General features: G+C 39.5%; 19 protein-coding genes and 1 riboswitch. Of the genes, 18 read left to right on the top strand and 1 reads right to left on the bottom strand.

All coding sequences use genetic code 11. The features are described from left to right. Window positions 1-126 precede the first annotated feature (126 nt). The 5 genes from ACNHOZ_RS18920 (at window position 127) to ACNHOZ_RS18900 (ending at window position 5,028) form a co-directional block, all read left to right on the top strand. Entirely contained in the window at window positions 127-645 is a 519-nt protein-coding gene (locus tag ACNHOZ_RS18920; RefSeq protein ID WP_168760665.1) for a hypothetical protein, read from the top strand. A 61-nt stretch (window positions 646-706) separates the two neighbouring features. Beyond that, a complete protein-coding gene (locus tag ACNHOZ_RS18915; protein WP_028413651.1) occupies window positions 707-1,183 on the top strand; it encodes a glutathione peroxidase in 477 nt (158 codons plus the stop codon). Window positions 1,184-1,307: 124 nt separating this feature from the next. After that, complete coding sequence (locus ACNHOZ_RS18910; protein WP_033578763.1) at window positions 1,308-1,961, top strand: HD domain-containing protein; 654 nt, start codon at window positions 1,308-1,310, stop codon at window positions 1,959-1,961. Further along, window positions 1,942-3,840 carry an ABC-F family ATP-binding cassette domain-containing protein gene (locus tag ACNHOZ_RS18905; protein ID WP_033578764.1) on the top strand — a complete coding sequence of 633 codons (1,899 nt, stop codon included), beginning with the start codon at window positions 1,942-1,944 and terminating at the stop codon, window positions 3,838-3,840. Before ACNHOZ_RS18910 ends, ACNHOZ_RS18905 begins: the two co-directional genes overlap by 20 nt. A 63-nt stretch (window positions 3,841-3,903) precedes the next feature. Next, a complete protein-coding gene (locus tag ACNHOZ_RS18900; RefSeq protein WP_034269350.1) occupies window positions 3,904-5,028 on the top strand; it encodes a conserved virulence factor C family protein in 1,125 nt (374 codons plus the stop codon). A gap of 30 nt (window positions 5,029-5,058) precedes the next feature. On the opposite strand, the gene ACNHOZ_RS18895 is transcribed toward ACNHOZ_RS18900, so the two are convergent. Continuing rightward, window positions 5,059-5,943, bottom strand: a complete 885-nt coding sequence (locus ACNHOZ_RS18895; protein ID WP_028413647.1) for a polysaccharide deacetylase family protein — start codon at window positions 5,941-5,943, stop codon at window positions 5,059-5,061. 241 nt (window positions 5,944-6,184) lie between these two features. On the opposite strand from ACNHOZ_RS18895, the gene ACNHOZ_RS18890 reads away from it, so the two are divergent. The 13 genes from ACNHOZ_RS18890 (at window position 6,185) to ACNHOZ_RS18830 (ending at window position 16,048) form a co-directional block, all read left to right on the top strand. Then, window positions 6,185-6,622, top strand: a complete 438-nt coding sequence (locus tag ACNHOZ_RS18890; RefSeq protein WP_013056693.1) for a BrxA/BrxB family bacilliredoxin — start codon at window positions 6,185-6,187, stop codon at window positions 6,620-6,622. 128 nt (window positions 6,623-6,750) lie between these two features. Next, complete coding sequence (locus ACNHOZ_RS18885; RefSeq protein WP_221833481.1) at window positions 6,751-7,536, top strand: class I SAM-dependent methyltransferase; 786 nt, start codon at window positions 6,751-6,753, stop codon at window positions 7,534-7,536. A 380-nt stretch (window positions 7,537-7,916) separates the two neighbouring features. Beyond that, complete coding sequence (locus ACNHOZ_RS18880; RefSeq protein WP_028413645.1) at window positions 7,917-8,519, top strand: YpjP family protein; 603 nt, start codon at window positions 7,917-7,919, stop codon at window positions 8,517-8,519. Window positions 8,520-8,707: 188 nt separating this feature from the next. Next, entirely contained in the window at window positions 8,708-9,022 is a 315-nt protein-coding gene (locus ACNHOZ_RS18875) for a thioredoxin family protein (protein WP_013056696.1), read from the top strand. A 90-nt stretch (window positions 9,023-9,112) separates the two neighbouring features. Beyond that, window positions 9,113-9,245: riboswitch (cobalamin riboswitch) on the top strand. A gap of 259 nt (window positions 9,246-9,504) precedes the next feature. After that, window positions 9,505-10,464, top strand: a complete 960-nt coding sequence (locus ACNHOZ_RS18870) for an ABC transporter substrate-binding protein (RefSeq protein WP_028413644.1) — start codon at window positions 9,505-9,507, stop codon at window positions 10,462-10,464. A gap of 88 nt (window positions 10,465-10,552) precedes the next feature. Then, window positions 10,553-11,161: an adenosylcobinamide amidohydrolase gene (locus ACNHOZ_RS18865; protein WP_048021298.1), complete on the top strand. Its 609-nt coding sequence runs from the start codon at window positions 10,553-10,555 to the stop codon at window positions 11,159-11,161. Between the two features lie 4 nt (window positions 11,162-11,165). Beyond that, window positions 11,166-12,152 carry an adenosylcobinamide-phosphate synthase CbiB gene (gene cbiB / locus ACNHOZ_RS18860; RefSeq protein WP_033578767.1) on the top strand — a complete coding sequence of 329 codons (987 nt, stop codon included), beginning with the start codon at window positions 11,166-11,168 and terminating at the stop codon, window positions 12,150-12,152. After that, window positions 12,127-13,206, top strand: coding sequence for a threonine-phosphate decarboxylase CobD (cobD, locus tag ACNHOZ_RS18855; RefSeq protein ID WP_028413641.1), 1,080 nt, complete (start codon window positions 12,127-12,129; stop codon window positions 13,204-13,206). Before cbiB ends, cobD begins: the two co-directional genes overlap by 26 nt. Further along, window positions 13,203-13,763 carry a bifunctional adenosylcobinamide kinase/adenosylcobinamide-phosphate guanylyltransferase gene (locus ACNHOZ_RS18850; RefSeq protein ID WP_028413640.1) on the top strand — a complete coding sequence of 187 codons (561 nt, stop codon included), beginning with the start codon at window positions 13,203-13,205 and terminating at the stop codon, window positions 13,761-13,763. The genes cobD and ACNHOZ_RS18850 overlap by 4 nt, the downstream gene beginning before the upstream one ends. Then, window positions 13,760-14,533 carry an adenosylcobinamide-GDP ribazoletransferase gene (gene cobS / locus ACNHOZ_RS18845; RefSeq protein WP_028413639.1) on the top strand — a complete coding sequence of 258 codons (774 nt, stop codon included), beginning with the start codon at window positions 13,760-13,762 and terminating at the stop codon, window positions 14,531-14,533. Before ACNHOZ_RS18850 ends, cobS begins: the two co-directional genes overlap by 4 nt. Beyond that, window positions 14,491-15,105: a histidine phosphatase family protein gene (locus tag ACNHOZ_RS18840; RefSeq protein WP_048021295.1), complete on the top strand. Its 615-nt coding sequence runs from the start codon at window positions 14,491-14,493 to the stop codon at window positions 15,103-15,105. The genes cobS and ACNHOZ_RS18840 overlap by 43 nt, the downstream gene beginning before the upstream one ends. Beyond that, window positions 15,057-15,482, top strand: coding sequence for a bifunctional adenosylcobinamide kinase/adenosylcobinamide-phosphate guanylyltransferase (locus ACNHOZ_RS18835; RefSeq protein WP_033578770.1), 426 nt, complete (start codon window positions 15,057-15,059; stop codon window positions 15,480-15,482). Before ACNHOZ_RS18840 ends, ACNHOZ_RS18835 begins: the two co-directional genes overlap by 49 nt. After that, on the top strand, window positions 15,479-16,048 hold the full coding sequence (locus ACNHOZ_RS18830; RefSeq protein WP_048021293.1) for a cob(I)yrinic acid a,c-diamide adenosyltransferase: 570 nt from the start codon (window positions 15,479-15,481) through the stop codon (window positions 16,046-16,048). The genes ACNHOZ_RS18835 and ACNHOZ_RS18830 overlap by 4 nt, the downstream gene beginning before the upstream one ends. Window positions 16,049-16,157 lie beyond the last annotated feature (109 nt).

Here is a 16,157-nt window from a genome sequence, read left to right as displayed (position 1 = left end):
AAAGCGATGCCTTGGCATCGCTTTTCTTATGAGATAAAACAAAATAACAGGTATGTTATGAATTAATTTGGCAAGAAAGAAGAAGAGTTGACTGTTCGTATTTTATAAAAAAAGGAAGTAGTTGAAATGTTTGATCCAATTGTATTTGATAATTTAAAAGTGGTTGTAGAAGGAGAGATCTATGATCTTGACTTATCTGGGCAAGTATCTGTTACAAATCGCGAAGATTTTGTAGACTTAGCTCAGTTTACTCGAACGTACCGCATTTCTTTTCAACAGCATTTTTGCTGTACCGCGTCGCTAACTTTATCAACCGACTTAGATAATATTCATGCGGAATTAACGCCTTCCCGTGTAGAAAAACCAGGTTGTACAGTTTATATTCATTTTCAGCTGAAAAAACAAAAAACGTTTGAAGAAGCTGAGTTTCAAAACATACAGGAAATGTGTGAAAGGATCTGGGGAACAACAAGAGTGGTTAAGCAGCGTATTACTCATGAAGTTGGAGGAAACGAATATGAAAACAATATTGCGGTAACCTTTAACCGATTCATTTACGAAGATCAAGTAGGAGATTTAATCGAAATGATTGATTATATGCTGCAAACGACTGATCAGCTAAAGGTTCTTTACGACAAATCATAAGAGCGTTTCAGTTGTACTTCAGAAATAAAGTGAATTACAATAGGGAAAAGGAGGCGTTTTAATGAGCGTGTATGAATACTCTGCAAAAACAATTAAAGACGAAGACGTATCACTATCTAACTATCAAGGTGACGTACTCTTGATTGTGAATACAGCTAGCAAATGCGGCTTCACCCCTCAATATAAAGATTTACAGGCGCTGTATGAAGAAGAAAAAGAAAACGGTCTAACGGTTCTAGGTTTTCCTTGCAATCAATTTGGTGGTCAAGAGCCAGGAAGTTCAAATGATATTGAACAATTTTGCGAGTTAAACTACGGCGTTTCGTTTCCAATGTTTGCAAAAGTAGATGTAAAAGGTGAGCATGCACATCCGTTATTTGCATACTTAACAGAACAAGCACCTGGCCTGCTAGGTTCTAAAGCGATAAAGTGGAATTTCACAAAGTTTTTAGTGAATCGTCAAGGTGAAGTCGTGAAGCGATACGCACCTCAAACTGCACCAAAAGATATTCAAAAAGATATAAAAGAATTGCTGTAAAAGCAGGTGGATCTCCATCTGTTTTTTATTTTTCAGCCAGGGTTTTCAAAGGGTGCTCAGCTGTCAGTGAGACGAGCGCCTTACTTTGTGCTAAAATAATGGTGGATATAATTGAGGTGAGCAAATGAACAAAATAGAAAAGACGGAAAAGTGGGTTCAAGCAAAGCTTGCGCATGACACGACGGGACATGACTGGCAGCATATCGATCGCGTGCGTCGAAATGCAGTGCTTTTATATAAAAAAGAAGGCGGCAACCGGGAAGTTATTGAACTAGCCGCGCTTTTACACGATGTGGTAGATGATAAGCTAGTGGAAGATGTTGAAAAAGCGTATGAAGAAGTGCGGGAGTGGCTGAAGAGTCAGCGCGTAGAAGAAGAGAACTGCAAGCATATCGTTCATATTTTACAAACGATGTCATTTAAAGGCGGAAACCGTCCGGCTATGGCCACGCTTGAAGGTCAAGTTGTTCAAGATGCAGATCGCTTAGATGCAATTGGTGCGATTGGTATCGCACGTACGTTTATGTATGCAGGTTCTAAAGGCACGGCTCTGTATGACGAAAACATTGCTGTACGAAGTGAGATGACAGAGGAAGAATACAGACACGGAAAATCAACGGCTATTGCTCATTTTTATGAAAAGTTGTTAAAGCTGACTGCGTTAATGAATACTCAAACAGCACGGTCTCTAGCGCAAGAGCGACATACATATATGAAAGAATTTTTAGTTCAATTTAAGAAAGAGTGGAATTATCATTATGAAAATGCTGACTGTTGAAAACTTAACAAAAACATATGGAGAAAAAGAGCTGTTTCATCAGCTAACGTTTACAATTACGGAAAATGAGCGAATCGGCTTAATTGGTGTAAACGGAACAGGAAAATCGACGCTTCTTAAAATTATCGCAGGTCTAGAGCTGGGAGATGAAGGGGATATTGTTCATGCTAAAGACTACAGCGTGACATATTTACCTCAGCATCCCGATTTTGATGAAGACTTAACGGTTTTAGAGCAAGTTTTCAGCGGAGATACGCCCCTTCTTAATTTATTAAAAAACTATGAGCTAGCTCTATATGCGTTAGAGCAAGATTCTGCAAACGAGAAGAACCAGCAGACACTGTATGATTTACAGCAGAAAATGGATGCGATGAACGCGTGGGAAGCCAATTCTAACGCACAGTCGATCTTAACGAAGCTGGGAATTTCAAATATGAGTGCAAAAATCGGCGAACTTTCAGGTGGACAGAAAAAGCGCGTGTCAATTGCCCAAAGCCTAATTCAAACACCTGATTTATTAATTTTAGATGAGCCCACTAACCACTTGGATTATGAGACGGTTAAATGGCTCGAAGAATATTTATCCAAATATCAAGGAGCCGTATTGCTTGTTACTCATGATCGCTATTTCTTGGATGCTGTTACAAACCGAATTTTTGAATTAGACGGTGGAAATTTATATAGCTATAAAGGAAACTATGCTGCTTTCCTAGAAGGAAAAGCGATTCGAGAAGAGCAGGAAAAAGCAACTCAAGCAAAATTAAGCAACTTATATCGCAATGAATTGGCTTGGATTCGCCGAGGAGCAAAAGCGCGTACGACTAAACAAAAAGCGCGTATTCAGCGATTTGATGAATTAGAAGGAAAACTCGATTCTTCTGAAAAAGAATCATTGGATTTAAGTTTAGCAGGCAGCCGCCTTGGGAAAAAAGTGTTTGAATTAAAAGATGTGTCTAAGACGTATGAAAATAAAATCATTCTTTCAGACTTTACGCACATCGTGAAAAAACAAGACCGAATTGGAATTGTCGGTAAGAACGGAAGCGGAAAGTCTACCCTATTGAATATGATTGCAGGACGCATTGAGCCGGACAGCGGTGAAATTGACAGAGGACAAACGGTTAAAATTGCTTACTATACTCAAGAAAGCGATGATATGGACTTGAATCAACGCATGCTTGATTATATTAAAGAATCGGCAGAAGTTGTGCATACGACGGATGGGAAAATGATCTCTGCATCGCAAATGCTTGAGAGATTTCTATTTCCTTCACATACGCACGGAACACCGATTCAAAAGTTGTCCGGAGGAGAGCGCCGTCGTTTATATTTATTGAAATTGTTGATGACATCGCCAAATGTTTTACTGCTAGATGAGCCGACTAATGATTTGGATACTCAAACGCTAACGGTGCTTGAAGACTACCTGGAAGAATTTCCAGGTGTTGTTATCACGGTATCACATGATCGCTATTTCTTAGATAAAGTAGCAGATTACTTACTTGTCTTTGAAGGAGAAGGAAACATTTCGACTTATTTTGGCGCTTATACAGATCAATTAGAAGAAGCGGTGAAAAAGAAGCAGGCAATGGCTCAGCAGGCTAAAGTGAAAGAAGAAAAGCCAAAACAGCCGGAGAAAACGAAAAAGCGTCGCTTAACGTATAAAGAACAAAAAGAATGGGAAGAAATCGAAGATCATATTGCAGCAAAAGAAGAAGAAATTGAACGCTTAACAAGTGAAATTGAACAGGTGGGCAGCGATTATACAAAAGCGCATAACCTATCGTTAGAACAAGAAAAAGCAAATGAAGAATTAAATGCATTGCTTGATCGCTGGGCAGAGCTTTCAGAGCTGATTGAAGAAATTGAAAACGCGTAAACAAGTCGTTAGACTGAGTATAAGCCACATGCTACAATTTTAATGAGAGGAGTACGATACGATATGAACATTAAATCAATTGAGCCAACGCCAAGTCCGAATACAATGAAAATTAATTTAGACGAAGTGCTATCAGGCGGAAAAAGCAATAACTATACGGAAAAAAATGCTGAAGCAGCGCCTGAAGTTGTTCAAGACATCTTGAAAGTAGAAGGGGTAAAAGGAGTCTATCACGTAGCGGACTTCTTAGCAGTAGAGCGAAATGCTAAATATGACTGGAAGCAAATTTTGCCGCAAGTTCGTGCAGCGTTTGGTGAAGATTTGCAAAGCAGCAGCGAACAGCACAAAATGAATGAGCATTTTGGTGAGGTCAATGTGTCCGTTCAAATGTTCAAAAACGTACCAATGCAAGTTAAGCTAACGGATGGAAATGAAGAAAAACGATTTGGTCTGCCTGAACGATTCGCAAAAGCGGTAGCAGAGCTTCAAAGCTTTTCAGATAATGTAGTGCTAGAACGGAAATGGAAAGAACAAGGCGTTCGTTACGGAGAGTTAGCGGCTATCGGAGACGAAGTAGTGGAAGAATTAGCAGCAGCATATCCGCAAGAAAGATTAACTCGCCTTGTAGCCAATGCACAAGAAGAAAAAGAAGGCGGAAAAACGGTACAGCCGCGTAAAACCTATAAAGTTACAGAAGAGATGCTAGAAGACAACGATTGGTCAGTGCGCTATGCCCATTTAGAACAAATGGATCCAACAGAAGCTGATTTAGACGTTTTAAATAAAGCGCTTGATGATGAAAAAGCATCTATTCGCCGCTTAGCTACGGTCTACTTAGGAATGATTGAATCAAAAGCGGTACTGCCTTATTTATACAAAGCATTAAAAGATAAATCAGTCACTGTGCGCCGTACTGCTGGAGACTGCATGTCGGATTTAGGTTTTGAAGAAGGTATTCCGGCAATGTGTGAAGCCCTTGGTGATAAAAACAAGCTTGTGCGCTGGCGTGCAGCGATGTATTTATACGAGGTAGGGGATGAGACGGCTCTTCCTGCATTAAAAGCAGCAGAGAATGACAAAGAATTTGAGGTGGATTTACAAATCAAGCTAGCGATTGAACGTATCGAAGGCGGAGAAGAAGCAAAAGGTTCTGTTTGGAAACAAATGACGGAAAGCAGAAAAGCATAAAAAAAGATCATTCACTTGAATGATCTTTTTTTATGACTGTTTTGCAGCGGGAGTTGGAAACTGCATAGGCTGCATCGTGTTATCAATTTTAATAGGCTGATAACCGGACTGTTTTAAGTAAGTCAAAATAGTCGGCAGAGACTGTGCCGTAAAGGATTTGTCATGAAATAAAATGACGGGTGTTCTTCCGTTGGAGTTAACCCCTTGAATATGAGGTTCAAGGCCCTGAATAATTCTAGGTGCAGAACGAAGTGCCCAGTCTTCACTGTCTACATTCCAGTCCCATAATTTAAAGTGGCTTAGCAACTCTGTACGGTGCGGCTCTTTTAAATAAGGAACGCTGCCGTAAGGAACGCGGATTAACTTACTGTCAACACCGGTTACTTTCTTAACTGTCGCTTGACACTCCTGCATTTCTTTTAACGCGGCGCCGTCTTCACTATACATGACATGAATATCATGAGAGACGCCGTGACAGCCGATGGCATGTCCTTCCTGTGCTACTTTTTTAGCAATTTCAGGGTGAGCGTCAATTTGATACTTTAACATAAAGAAAGTTGCTTTTACGTTATATTGACGCAAAGCATCTAAAATGTGAAGGGTATCAGGCGTTGGGCCATCGTCAAACGTAAGGTAAACAGGCTGTGTAAGAGCTTGATTTTGATCGTTCACGGTATTTCCTACATACATATTATGGTGAAGTGTATTAAGCAGCTTCTCAGGTTGTGCTGAAGATGCAGCTTCTTTCAGCGGCAATGCAGTAGATGCTAAGACTTGCTGAGATGCAGCGGATTCACTTCCTTTGGCTTCTGTAATAAAAAATAAAGAAGCGACGATCACTAACACTAAAGACAAAAATGCATAAAATCGTTTGTTTGGCTTAAATCGTTTGTTCGGTTTAAATCGCTGGTTCAATTTGAAAATCCTTTCTACTAAACTACTATTTACTACTATAGTACAAAAAATGGAATATTAATAGTAAAAATCGACATTTTTATGGAAAAAAATTAGATGATATGACCCGGTTTTAATCTTTTTTTGTCAAATGAAAAAGGAGAACGAGACAGCGATAAGGATTTGAAGAGTGAGTAGCTAGATTTTTCCTGGTTTTTATAGTATGCTTTTAGCGTGAATGATTGTTAGGAGGAATGTTAATATGTCAATGGCATATGAAGAATATATGCGTCAGTTAGTTAAACCAATGCGTCAAGAATTAACTCAAGCTGGTTATGAAGAATTAACAACAGAGGAAGCCGTAGTTGATTTTATGGAAAACGTAGAAGGAACAACTTTTGTTGTCGTTAATTCAGTTTGTGGATGCGCTGCTGGTTTAGCACGTCCTGCAGCAACGCAAGCGTACTTACAGTCTGAGCAAAAACCAGATCAAGTGGTAACTGTTTTTGCCGGTCAAGATAAGGAAGCAACAGCTAAAATGCGTGAATATTTTGGGGACATTGAGCCTTCATCACCGTCTATGGCACTTTTAAAAGGAAAAGAAGTTGTTCATTTTATTCCTCGACATGAAATTGAAGGTCAGCCGTTAGAAGTTATTTTTGAAAACATTTTAAATGGCTTTAAGCAGCACTGTTCATAAAATGTCCTGCTTTTGTCACATCTAGTATATAGATTTTTAAAGAAAAATCGCATATACTTTATAAGAAAAAGGATGTCTATCGGCATCCTTTTTCTTTATGTAAATAGCCAAACAGTGTAGGGGGAGTTATGAAAGTGATTGTTACGACTGCTGGTCGAACAAATGAACAGATGATTGTAAAAGCCAAACAAGTAGCCGCTGATTTAAGTATACCTTTTGTAACAAGAGAGAAGAAATCTGTTGCAGATCTTCAAAATCTTGAAGCGGCAGACGTGCTGGTTGTCGGTAAAAATAGAGTAGAGTTGCACGTCCAAAATGAAGAGGAACCTATTTTTTTTCATCCAAACTCCGCTATGTTTAGAGTGAAGAGATGGCTGCGGGGAGAACGTGATCCGTTTATTGAAGCTGCTGGTTTAGAAAAAGGAATGAGCATGCTTGACTGTACACTTGGTCTTGCATCGGATAGTATGATGGCGAGCGTAGCGGTAGGGAAAAGTGGGAAAGTTGTCGGACTAGAAGGCAACCGCTATGTAGCTTATTTAGTCAAACAAGGACTTTTAAATTGGGAAAGTGACGTACGAGAGTTGAATGATGCAATGAAGCGTATAAACGTGGTTCATCAAAATTTTGAATCGTTTTTGGCGTGTTGTGAAGATAATTCTTTTGATGTTGTCTACTTTGATCCGATGTTTCAAGAACAAATTGAGGAATCGAATGGAATTAATGGTATTAAAGCAATAGCACTGTATACCACGCTGACGCCAATGGCTATACAAGAAGCAAAAAGAGTAGCCAAACAAAAGGTCGTGCTAAAAGATCATTGGAAAAGCAGTCGTTTTAAAGAGCATGGATTTACTGTGCAAAAACGAAAAACATCAAAATTTCATTACGGGACAATTTATATACAAAAATAACCAAAAAAGTAAAATTAATTACGCTCATTGAAAAGACTTCCAAAACCTTTTAGGAATTAAAAAGTTTTGGAAGTTTTTTTTATGAATTTCATCTAAAGTTCATAAAAGTATGATATATTTTTGAACATAAAAATACTTTTGTGTTTAAGCATCCAGCAAAAAAGGAATATCTTGTATAGGTTTCCGCTCGGTGTGACAACCTCAAACAGAAGAAGGAAGGTGGTAACTGAAAAGTCGTCAAATGCCCGTAGACAGCATAAATGAATAAGCAAATATAGGTAAAAAATTAATAAGTATGTTACAATACCTAGTGAGTTATGATAATGAATTTTACAATATGAAAAGACCATATGGGAAAAGATGAGAAAGGAAAGATACGAATGCCTAGATGGATAAAAAGAATGCTAATTGTATTTATTACAGTATTTACATTTGGGCTTGTCACTCCACCAGAATATTTATACGTTGATGATGCAAAAGCGGACAAGCAACATAAAGCAGGGTATGTAAGAGAAACAACTCCTGTCACAGCTGTTATAGAAGATATTCATTTGCCATATGAAGAACCAAAATATGAAGACGTTTCATCATTTGTTACGTATGCAATGGAATCAGCTGAAAAACAGTCAGTGGAAAAATTCGGAACAAAAATTGGTCCTGTCATTGAAGATGAATTTCGTCAAGCAGTGTTACCTAAAATTGAAGAAGTGCTGACCGACATTGGCACTGAACGTGAACAGTCAATTCAGAATCTCGAGATAAGCGAGCACCCTGCTGCTGGCTACGGTGAAAAGATTTTCCATGTATATGACCGGGAAACCGGTCAGGACTTAATACGGTTTCATGTACGGCGTGAAAATCCTCCAAAAGATGGATACTGGTTTAATTTTCACTATCATGCGGCCGCAGATAATTTTCAAAAGCATTATGATTTAGGGAAAATTTATTGGAACCGAAACATGCCGCCTAAGTGGTTCAGCTGATAATAGACACAACATTCTACAATTTCGAAATGTTAGCTTTTTTAAGCTAGCATTTTTTTACGTCTAAAACCGTTATGGTCTAAATAAGCTGAAACATTAGCACAACGATAAAAAAATCGTTTATAATGAAGTCAGACTTCTTACTATAGAGTTGTAGGAAGGAACGAATAGACGCTGGAGGTAACACAATGAAACAATTTACGGAAGAAAAACAATTTCGCGAACAAATTAAGAATGAAACACTAAGCGTTGGGATTTTTACGACAACGTGGTGTCCTGATTGCAAACGTTTGGATATGTTTATTGATGAAATCGTTGACGAAAATACAGATAAAGCATGGTTTAAAATTGACAAGGATGAGTTTGAAGAACTTTCTGCTGAAAACAATGTAATGGGTATTCCCTCTCTTCTTGTATATAAAAACGGTGAAAAAATTGCGCACCTGCACAGTGCAAATGCTAAAACGCCTGAAGCGGTCCGTGAATTTTTAGCAACTCTTTAATTCCCTAAGCTGCGAGAGCATTCTCGCAGCTTTTTTTGTGAGAATGGCTATTTCCATTTTTCGATGAGTGGGGTATACTAGGACAAGTGAATAATCGTAAAGCAATAAGGTCTCAATTTAAAGATTGAGTGAAAAGGGAAGTCTGGTGAAAAACCAGCGCGGTCCCGCCACTGTAAGCGCTTTGTGCGTAAGTCAGGAGACCTGCCTTATTGTTAGCTGTGAAACCTTCGAGGAAGGGTGAAGCAGGGTAATGAACATACATATCAAGTATAGTGAACGGATTCTTTTCCTGCTTATCTTGACGTTACCTGCTTTGCTTTCAATTGAAAGTAAAGCTTTTTTGTTTTGAAGCTGCTGCCGAGCAGTATACATAGTCAAAGCGGAAAAAACGGGATAGCGCTGCTTTTTGCATGATCATTTGCTTTTTCTTTAACGTGGAGGTTTCGTATTCACAATGAACAATATATAGGGGGAGTATTTAGATGAAAAAATGGCTTTCGTATTCCATTATTGCGCTGTTAGTCATCGTACTTGCTGCATGCGGTGCAGGCAGCCAAAGCAACAGTGATAAAAAAACGAAGCAAGATACAGAACAAACGTCACAAGCTGCATTTCCAGTGAAGGTAAAAGACGCGCGTGATAAAGAAATTACGTTGAAAAAACAGCCTAAGAAAATTGTTTCATTAATGCCAAGTAATACGGAGATTGTATATGCCCTTGGCCTTGAGAAAGAATTAGTCGGTGTCACAAGCAACGATGATTATCCTAAAAGCGTAAAGAAAAAAGCGCAGGTGGGAGATATGAACGTTAATGCAGAAAAAGTTATTGCTTTAAATCCTGATTTAGTGCTGGCACACGCTTCAAGTATGGGCGTTTCAGATGAAGTATTTAAACAAATTGAAAGTGCGGGTATTCCGGTATTTGTTGTAAAAGATTCAACAACGTTTGATACGGTTTATGATTCTATTACGCAAATTGGTAAATTAACGGGTAAAACAAAAGAAGCTAATCAAACAATTAAAGACATGAAAGAAAAAGTAGCTTCAATTGAGAAAAAAGCAAAAACGATTTCAAAAGAAGATCGTAAAAAAGTATGGATAGAGGTATCGGGAGCTCCTGAGATTTATACAACAGGAAAAGGTACGTTCATGAACGAAATGCTTACTATGATCGGTGCTGATAACGTAGCGGCTAGTGAAAAGGGTTGGGTTAAGTTTTCTGAAGAGCAAGTTGTTAAGTTAAACCCTGACGTTATTATCGCAACGTATGATGCAGACAAAAATGAGATTATGAAGCGTCCCGCTTGGAGCAGCATGACTGCTGTAAAAGAGGGGAACATCGAAAAGGTTGATCAAAACAAAATCAACCGCTTAGGACCTCGTATTGTAGATGGCTTAGAGGACTTAGCAAAAGCAGTATACCCTGAGGTGTACAATAAATAAAAAGAGGGACCATATTCCAGTTCGAATTGAAAAGGGGATTGGTCCCTTTTCACATCTTAAAATTGAAGAACGGCCTGAGCTTTTAATCATGAAAACCGAGACTTCTTATAAAACATACAGCTCAGGCGTTTTAGGAACAGGCATCATGGAAACGGACACCTTTTACAATCGATTTGTTCATAAAGACTATTATTCAGATACTCCTTCTTTAGAGTATGAGCAATATTTGATGAAAGAAAATGTGCGCCATGAGCAAATCGTAGGGTTGATGACAGCGGTTTGGTTAAAAGAAAGAGCGGTTTACTGTTACGAAGGCTACGGAGTAAGAGTAGCTTCCGTGATAACGGCTGGAGTAGGAAACGCAGTAGATATTACAGCTGACGAAGCTGTTCCATTTTATTCCTCTCCCGGTACAATTAATATGTTTTTTTTCGTGGAAGGCACGCTTACGGATGCAGCGTTTTTACAGCTTTTTATTGCCGCTACAGAAGCCAAAACAAAAACGCTGTCACAGCTGGGTGTCATAGATCCAGCTACAAAGACGATTGCTACGGGAACATCTACGGACAGTATCTCAGTTGCAGCGTCTCAGCAAGGACCATTATATGAATATGCAGGCTCTATGACCGCTTTAGGTCAAGCGGTAGCCAAGCTGGTAAAAATAAGCTTAGAGCAGGCACTTAAGGAAAAGAGGTGAAGAAATGAGTATTGCACAAGCGATGATTGCACACCTGACAGCCATGACGATTGCTCTACTCATTGACCGAATCATAGGCGACCCAGAAAATTGGCCGCATCCCGTTCGCTGGTTTGGCAAGTGGATTTATTGGATGGATTCCAGATTAAATAAAGGCGCAGGAAAACGATTCAAAGGATTGCTTCTTGTGATAAGTATGGTGGTGCTCGCAGGAGTTATTCCTTTTTTATTCCTTCATGCTTTGTACGGAGTTCATTTTATACTAGGTGTTTTAGTAGAGGGGGTAATGATTGCGACTACTATATCCACTCGTTCCTTAAGCGAAGCTGCTTATAAGGTGCAAAAGCCGCTTCAGCTAGGAGATATGGAGAAAGCTAGATATGAAGTAAGCATGATTGTGGGACGAGATACGGATCGTTTATCAGAAGGAGAAATTGCCAGAGCGACGGTAGAGACCGTGGCTGAAAATACAAGTGATGGTATTACAGCTCCGCTTTTTTATGCATTTATAGGAGGAGGAGCCCTAGCCTTTTTTTACCGAGCTATTAACACATGCGATTCAATGGTTGGGTATAAAAATGACCGCTACTTTCTGTTCGGCTATTTTAGTGCAAAAACCGATGACGTATTAAACTATATTCCAAGTCGGTTAACTGCAGTGGTGATGACCGCTGTTAATGTAGCAAAAAGCCAATATTCTCTTTGGCATGTAACGAGTTTGATTAAGCGCGATGCTAAGAAGCATCCAAGTCCAAATAGCGGATACGGGGAAAGTGCAGTGGCTGCCCTTTTAGGTATTCAACTCGGCGGGCTTAATACATATAAAGGCATAGAATCTAATCGTGCAAAAATGGGCGAACCACTCATTCCCCTGCAAGCCGGTCATATTGAACAAGCTGTTTTCATTATGAAAAGGACGGTCTATGCTACGTGGTTATTCTATCTTTTGTTAGGAGGAGTTATTAGTGCTATTACCTACACATGGAGCTAACCCCAATGTCTTTTTAAAAGCAATAGGGGCCGAGAATTTGTCGCATCTAAAAGACTTTAGCGTAAACACAAATCCTTTAGGGGCTCCCCTTGTTCTTCACGAAAAGTGGAACGAATTCAAGGAAGCTGCGTTTAGTTACCCTGATCCTGAAGTAACAGAACTAAAAAATAAACTTGCAGCTCATCATCATGTTTCCGCTGCTCAAGTGCTGCCCACAAATGGAGCCGCTGAAGCGTTTTTCCTTATTGCTTCTTTATTTTCAGGAGAGAAAGCGGGGATTGTACAGCCGACGTTTGTCGAATACGAACAGGCAAGTAAAGCGTATGGATGTGAAGTGACATACGTTCCTTTAGCTGAAGAAAATGGCTGGAGCTGGGATATAGAGTTGATTATGAGTATTCTTCCGGATATAAAAGTACTATGGATTTGTCACCCAAATAATCCAACGGGCGTTATGTATAGTCACGAGGAATGGATGAAAGTAGTAAAAGCTGCTGCTCATCATGGTACATACTTAATAATTGATGAAGCATTTATTGATTTTGTCGAACATCAGCCTTCATTTGATTCTCTTATTCTAAACTATGAACATCTCATTGTTGTGCGTTCGATGACAAAGATGTTTAATATTGCGGGGCTTCGCCTTGGCTATATTTTGGCAAATGAAAAAATCATTAGCAAGATGTCTAAAAAACAACCTCCTTGGAGTGTAAACGGATTGTCGCAGCAAGTAGGGATGATATGTGTAGATGAAAAAGATTTTGTGAAAAAAACCGTACATTATATTAAACAAGAACGAAAACGGATCTTGAGTCAATTAGAAGAATGGGGGCTTTTGGTTTCTCCGTCTCAAACAAACTATTATCTTTGCAGCGTTCCGTCTTCTATTAAAACGCGCGATTGGCTTATCTATTTAGCAAGCCGCGGTGTGGTAGCTCGGCATACCGAAAACTTCCCATTTTTAAATGGACGCTATATCCGTTTGGCTGTGAAAACGAAAGAAGAAAATGACTATTTACTTAACGTAATCAAACAAGGACTCGATGAAATATGATCATCTTTATTAGCGGAGGGGTTCGAAGCGGCAAATCACGTGCAGCGGAGAATATGGTTCAAACTTTTTGTACAAAGCGCGCTGTTTATATTGCCACAAGCCGGCAAACAGATAGTGAAATGCAAAAACGTATCCAGCTTCATCAAACAGAACGTCAAGCGGCGAACACGCCTTGGGCAACGATCGAGCAGTCTGTAGATTTACAACAAATTCTTCCAAACCTTCGAAGTGATGATACTATACTCTTGGACTGTGTCACAAACTGGCTTGCCAATGAGCTTTTTTTAACCGAAAAAAGGTGGCAAACAAAAGAAGGTAAACAAGAGGTTTTTCGTCAGATGATAGAAGCGCTCGATAAGCTGTTTGCGCAGTCTCAGACGGTCGTGCTAGTATCTAATGAACTGTTTGAAGCGGGCGTGTTAGAGGAGCCGACATATAGCTATATGCATATGTTAGGGAAATTACATCAGTATATTGTAGAAAAAGCAGATGTGGCTATTTGTGTAGAAGCGGGACTTTCCCGTTTTAAAAAAGGAAAGGAATGTGTAAGCAAATGAAAGAATGGATAGCCATACTACGAATCTCTCTTCAGTTTTTTACGATCTTACCACTGGCTAAAACCGTTCAATGGACTGAAAAAAGAACGGCACGCTCACTTTTTGTCCTGCCTTGGATTGGCATATTACTAGGTTTAATGTTTTATAGCTTTTTACAGCTGCTTCACTATTCACCTATCACTGCTATTGTTAGCAGTATTTTAGTTTTGCTTTTGCCGCTTGTTTTAACGGGTGGTCTTCATGTAGACGGGTGGATGGATGTAAGTGATGCGTATTTTTCCCATCAGTCAAAGGAAAAGAAACTGCAGATTTTAAGCGATCCGCACGTTGGGTCTTTTGCTATTCTTTCTCTTATTGTTCTGCTTCTGCTGCGCTTTAGTGCAATCTATGAATTAACGTCTCTTTCTTCTTTATCGGTTTGGGCATGTATAACCGTCTTTACACTTCCAAGAATCGGAGCCGCTTTCTTAGTCATGAGAGATAAGCCCGCTAAAGATACGGGGCTTGCTGCTTATTTTCAAAAAGGAGTCACCAAATGGTCTATTTATGCATTTATCGTCATGAGCCTATTCTTAGTTGCTATTTTCATTGTTTTTATAGACAATAAATTCATTATCTTTTTCTTTGCCGGTTTTTTATGGCTCTGGATACGGTTTTATCGTTCGCAGTTTGGTGGCGTAACAGGAGATGTTATAGGTGCAACCATTGAAGGAGGAGAAACGTTTTTATGGATAATCCTTTGGTTATCACATGTATTCGCCATGGCATGACGCTTGAAAATCAACAAAAAAAATATATAGGGTGGAGTGATCCGCCTTTAAGTATAGAAGGGAAAAATGAATTAAAAGAGCTTTCTCTAGAGCCGGAGCTCGTTATTTCCAGTGACTTAAAAAGAGCGCTAGAAACAAGTTCAATTGTTTTTCCTAAATCTCAGGTGATTAAAAGGGAAAGTTGGCGTGAGCTGCATTTTGGAGATTGGGAAGAGAAGACGTATGAAGATTTAAAAAACATACGGGCATATAGAAATTGGATCGATCACTGGGCAGAACATACGCCTCCGAATGGTGAAAGCTTCTCAGGATTTTCAAACCGAGTTTGGGAAGCTTGGGAAGAAGCGGTCGATTTGGCGGCTAGTCAGCAATTGCGTCACATTGCTATTGTTTCACACGGCGGACCACTGCGTTTACTTGCGTCCCATTTTAAACAGACAGCGTCGCTTTGGGATGTTTCTTTTTCTTATGGAGAAGGTTTTTCAGTAACGTGCACATACAAACAGGCAAAGGAGAGAAGAGCATGCATTTCGTATTCGGCGGTGCATTTACCGGCAAAAGAAAATGGGTGAAGCAGCAGTATGCCAGTGAGTCGATAAAATGGCATTGTTTGTATGAAGACCCCGTTTTACCGGCCATTGAGTTTGAAGAAAGTTACATTGTGCTAGAAGGATTTGAGCACTATGTTAAGGAATTAATACATAGCGAGCTGGAGGCTCCGCATCTTGTTGTTAAAAAGGTCATACAGAAGTGGAGAGACAGCGGTGTATGGGAACAGTTAATAGTGATTGGAACTGAAGTCGGCAAAGGCATTGTTCCTTTAGATCCAATAGAGCGGCAGTGGAGAGATGAATGCGGGTATGCGTATCAGCATTTGGCGGCACATGCCCAGAAAGTAGATCACATTTGGTACGGAATTGCTAATCGATTGAAGGAGGAAATACAATGAACATTTACACAAAAACAGGGGACAAAGGGCAGACAAGCTTAATTGGAGGAAGAGTAAATAAAGATGATATTCGAGTGGAAGCATACGGGACGATTGATGAGCTAAATGGCTTTGTAGGTCAAGCGATTTATCAGCTGGATGAAACAACATTAAAAGATGTAAAAGAAGAGCTAATTACGATTCAGCATGAGCTTTTTGACTGTGGAAGTGATTTAGCATTTGCAAAAGATGATCATCCGTACAAAGTAACGAATGACATGATAGCAGTACTTGAAAAGCGCATTGATGTCTATATGTCAGAAGCGCCGGCCATTGAGCGTTTTATTTTACCTGGAGGCACACCTGCAGCGACAACGCTTCATATTTGTCGGACGATTACACGCCGCGCAGAACGGCTTGTTGTTGGCGTGCAGCGTGAGCATAAAATTAATGTGGCGGTGCTTCAGTATTTAAATCGTTTATCCGATTATTTCTTTGCTGCGGCTCGAATCGCTAACGCGCGAGAAAATGTACAAGACGTAGAGTATATTCGCAGTGCCAAAGTATTTAAACAACCTAAAAAATAATGTATAAAAAACGGTCGAGCTAAAAGCGATCGTTTTTTTTTTTTTTTTTTTTTTGAGCTATTTCGATAGGCAAAATAAAGCTATAAAAAAGAGGTAAATGCATCTATAA

This window comes from Priestia sp. D51, from assembly GCF_053345675.1.
The sequence above is the reverse complement of the archived record's forward strand: the minus strand, read 5'-3'. Positions and strand labels throughout refer to the sequence as shown.

Bases quoted from the DNA above. Each gene is read 5' to 3' on its own strand.
- ACNHOZ_RS18920 (WP_168760665.1), top strand. From the start codon at position 127: ATGTTTGATCCAATTGTATTTGATAATTTAAAAGTGGTTGTAGAAGGA.
- ACNHOZ_RS18915 (WP_028413651.1), top strand. From the start codon at position 707: ATGAGCGTGTATGAATACTCTGCAAAAACAATTAAAGACGAAGACGTA.
- ACNHOZ_RS18910 (WP_033578763.1), top strand. From the start codon at position 1,308: ATGAACAAAATAGAAAAGACGGAAAAGTGGGTTCAAGCAAAGCTTGCG.
- ACNHOZ_RS18905 (WP_033578764.1), top strand. From the start codon at position 1,942: ATGAAAATGCTGACTGTTGAAAACTTAACAAAAACATATGGAGAAAAA.
- ACNHOZ_RS18900 (WP_034269350.1), top strand. From the start codon at position 3,904: ATGAACATTAAATCAATTGAGCCAACGCCAAGTCCGAATACAATGAAA.
- ACNHOZ_RS18890 (WP_013056693.1), top strand. From the start codon at position 6,185: ATGTCAATGGCATATGAAGAATATATGCGTCAGTTAGTTAAACCAATG.
- ACNHOZ_RS18885 (WP_221833481.1), top strand. From the start codon at position 6,751: ATGAAAGTGATTGTTACGACTGCTGGTCGAACAAATGAACAGATGATT.
- ACNHOZ_RS18880 (WP_028413645.1), top strand. From the start codon at position 7,917: ATGCCTAGATGGATAAAAAGAATGCTAATTGTATTTATTACAGTATTT.
- ACNHOZ_RS18875 (WP_013056696.1), top strand. From the start codon at position 8,708: ATGAAACAATTTACGGAAGAAAAACAATTTCGCGAACAAATTAAGAAT.
- ACNHOZ_RS18870 (WP_028413644.1), top strand. From the start codon at position 9,505: ATGAAAAAATGGCTTTCGTATTCCATTATTGCGCTGTTAGTCATCGTA.
- ACNHOZ_RS18865 (WP_048021298.1), top strand. From the start codon at position 10,553: ATGAAAACCGAGACTTCTTATAAAACATACAGCTCAGGCGTTTTAGGA.
- cbiB (WP_033578767.1), top strand. From the start codon at position 11,166: ATGAGTATTGCACAAGCGATGATTGCACACCTGACAGCCATGACGATT.
- ACNHOZ_RS18850 (WP_028413640.1), top strand. From the start codon at position 13,203: ATGATCATCTTTATTAGCGGAGGGGTTCGAAGCGGCAAATCACGTGCA.
- cobS (WP_028413639.1), top strand. From the start codon at position 13,760: ATGAAAGAATGGATAGCCATACTACGAATCTCTCTTCAGTTTTTTACG.
- ACNHOZ_RS18840 (WP_048021295.1), top strand. From the start codon at position 14,491: ATGGATAATCCTTTGGTTATCACATGTATTCGCCATGGCATGACGCTT.
- ACNHOZ_RS18835 (WP_033578770.1), top strand. From the start codon at position 15,057: ATGCATTTCGTATTCGGCGGTGCATTTACCGGCAAAAGAAAATGGGTG.
- ACNHOZ_RS18830 (WP_048021293.1), top strand. From the start codon at position 15,479: ATGAACATTTACACAAAAACAGGGGACAAAGGGCAGACAAGCTTAATT.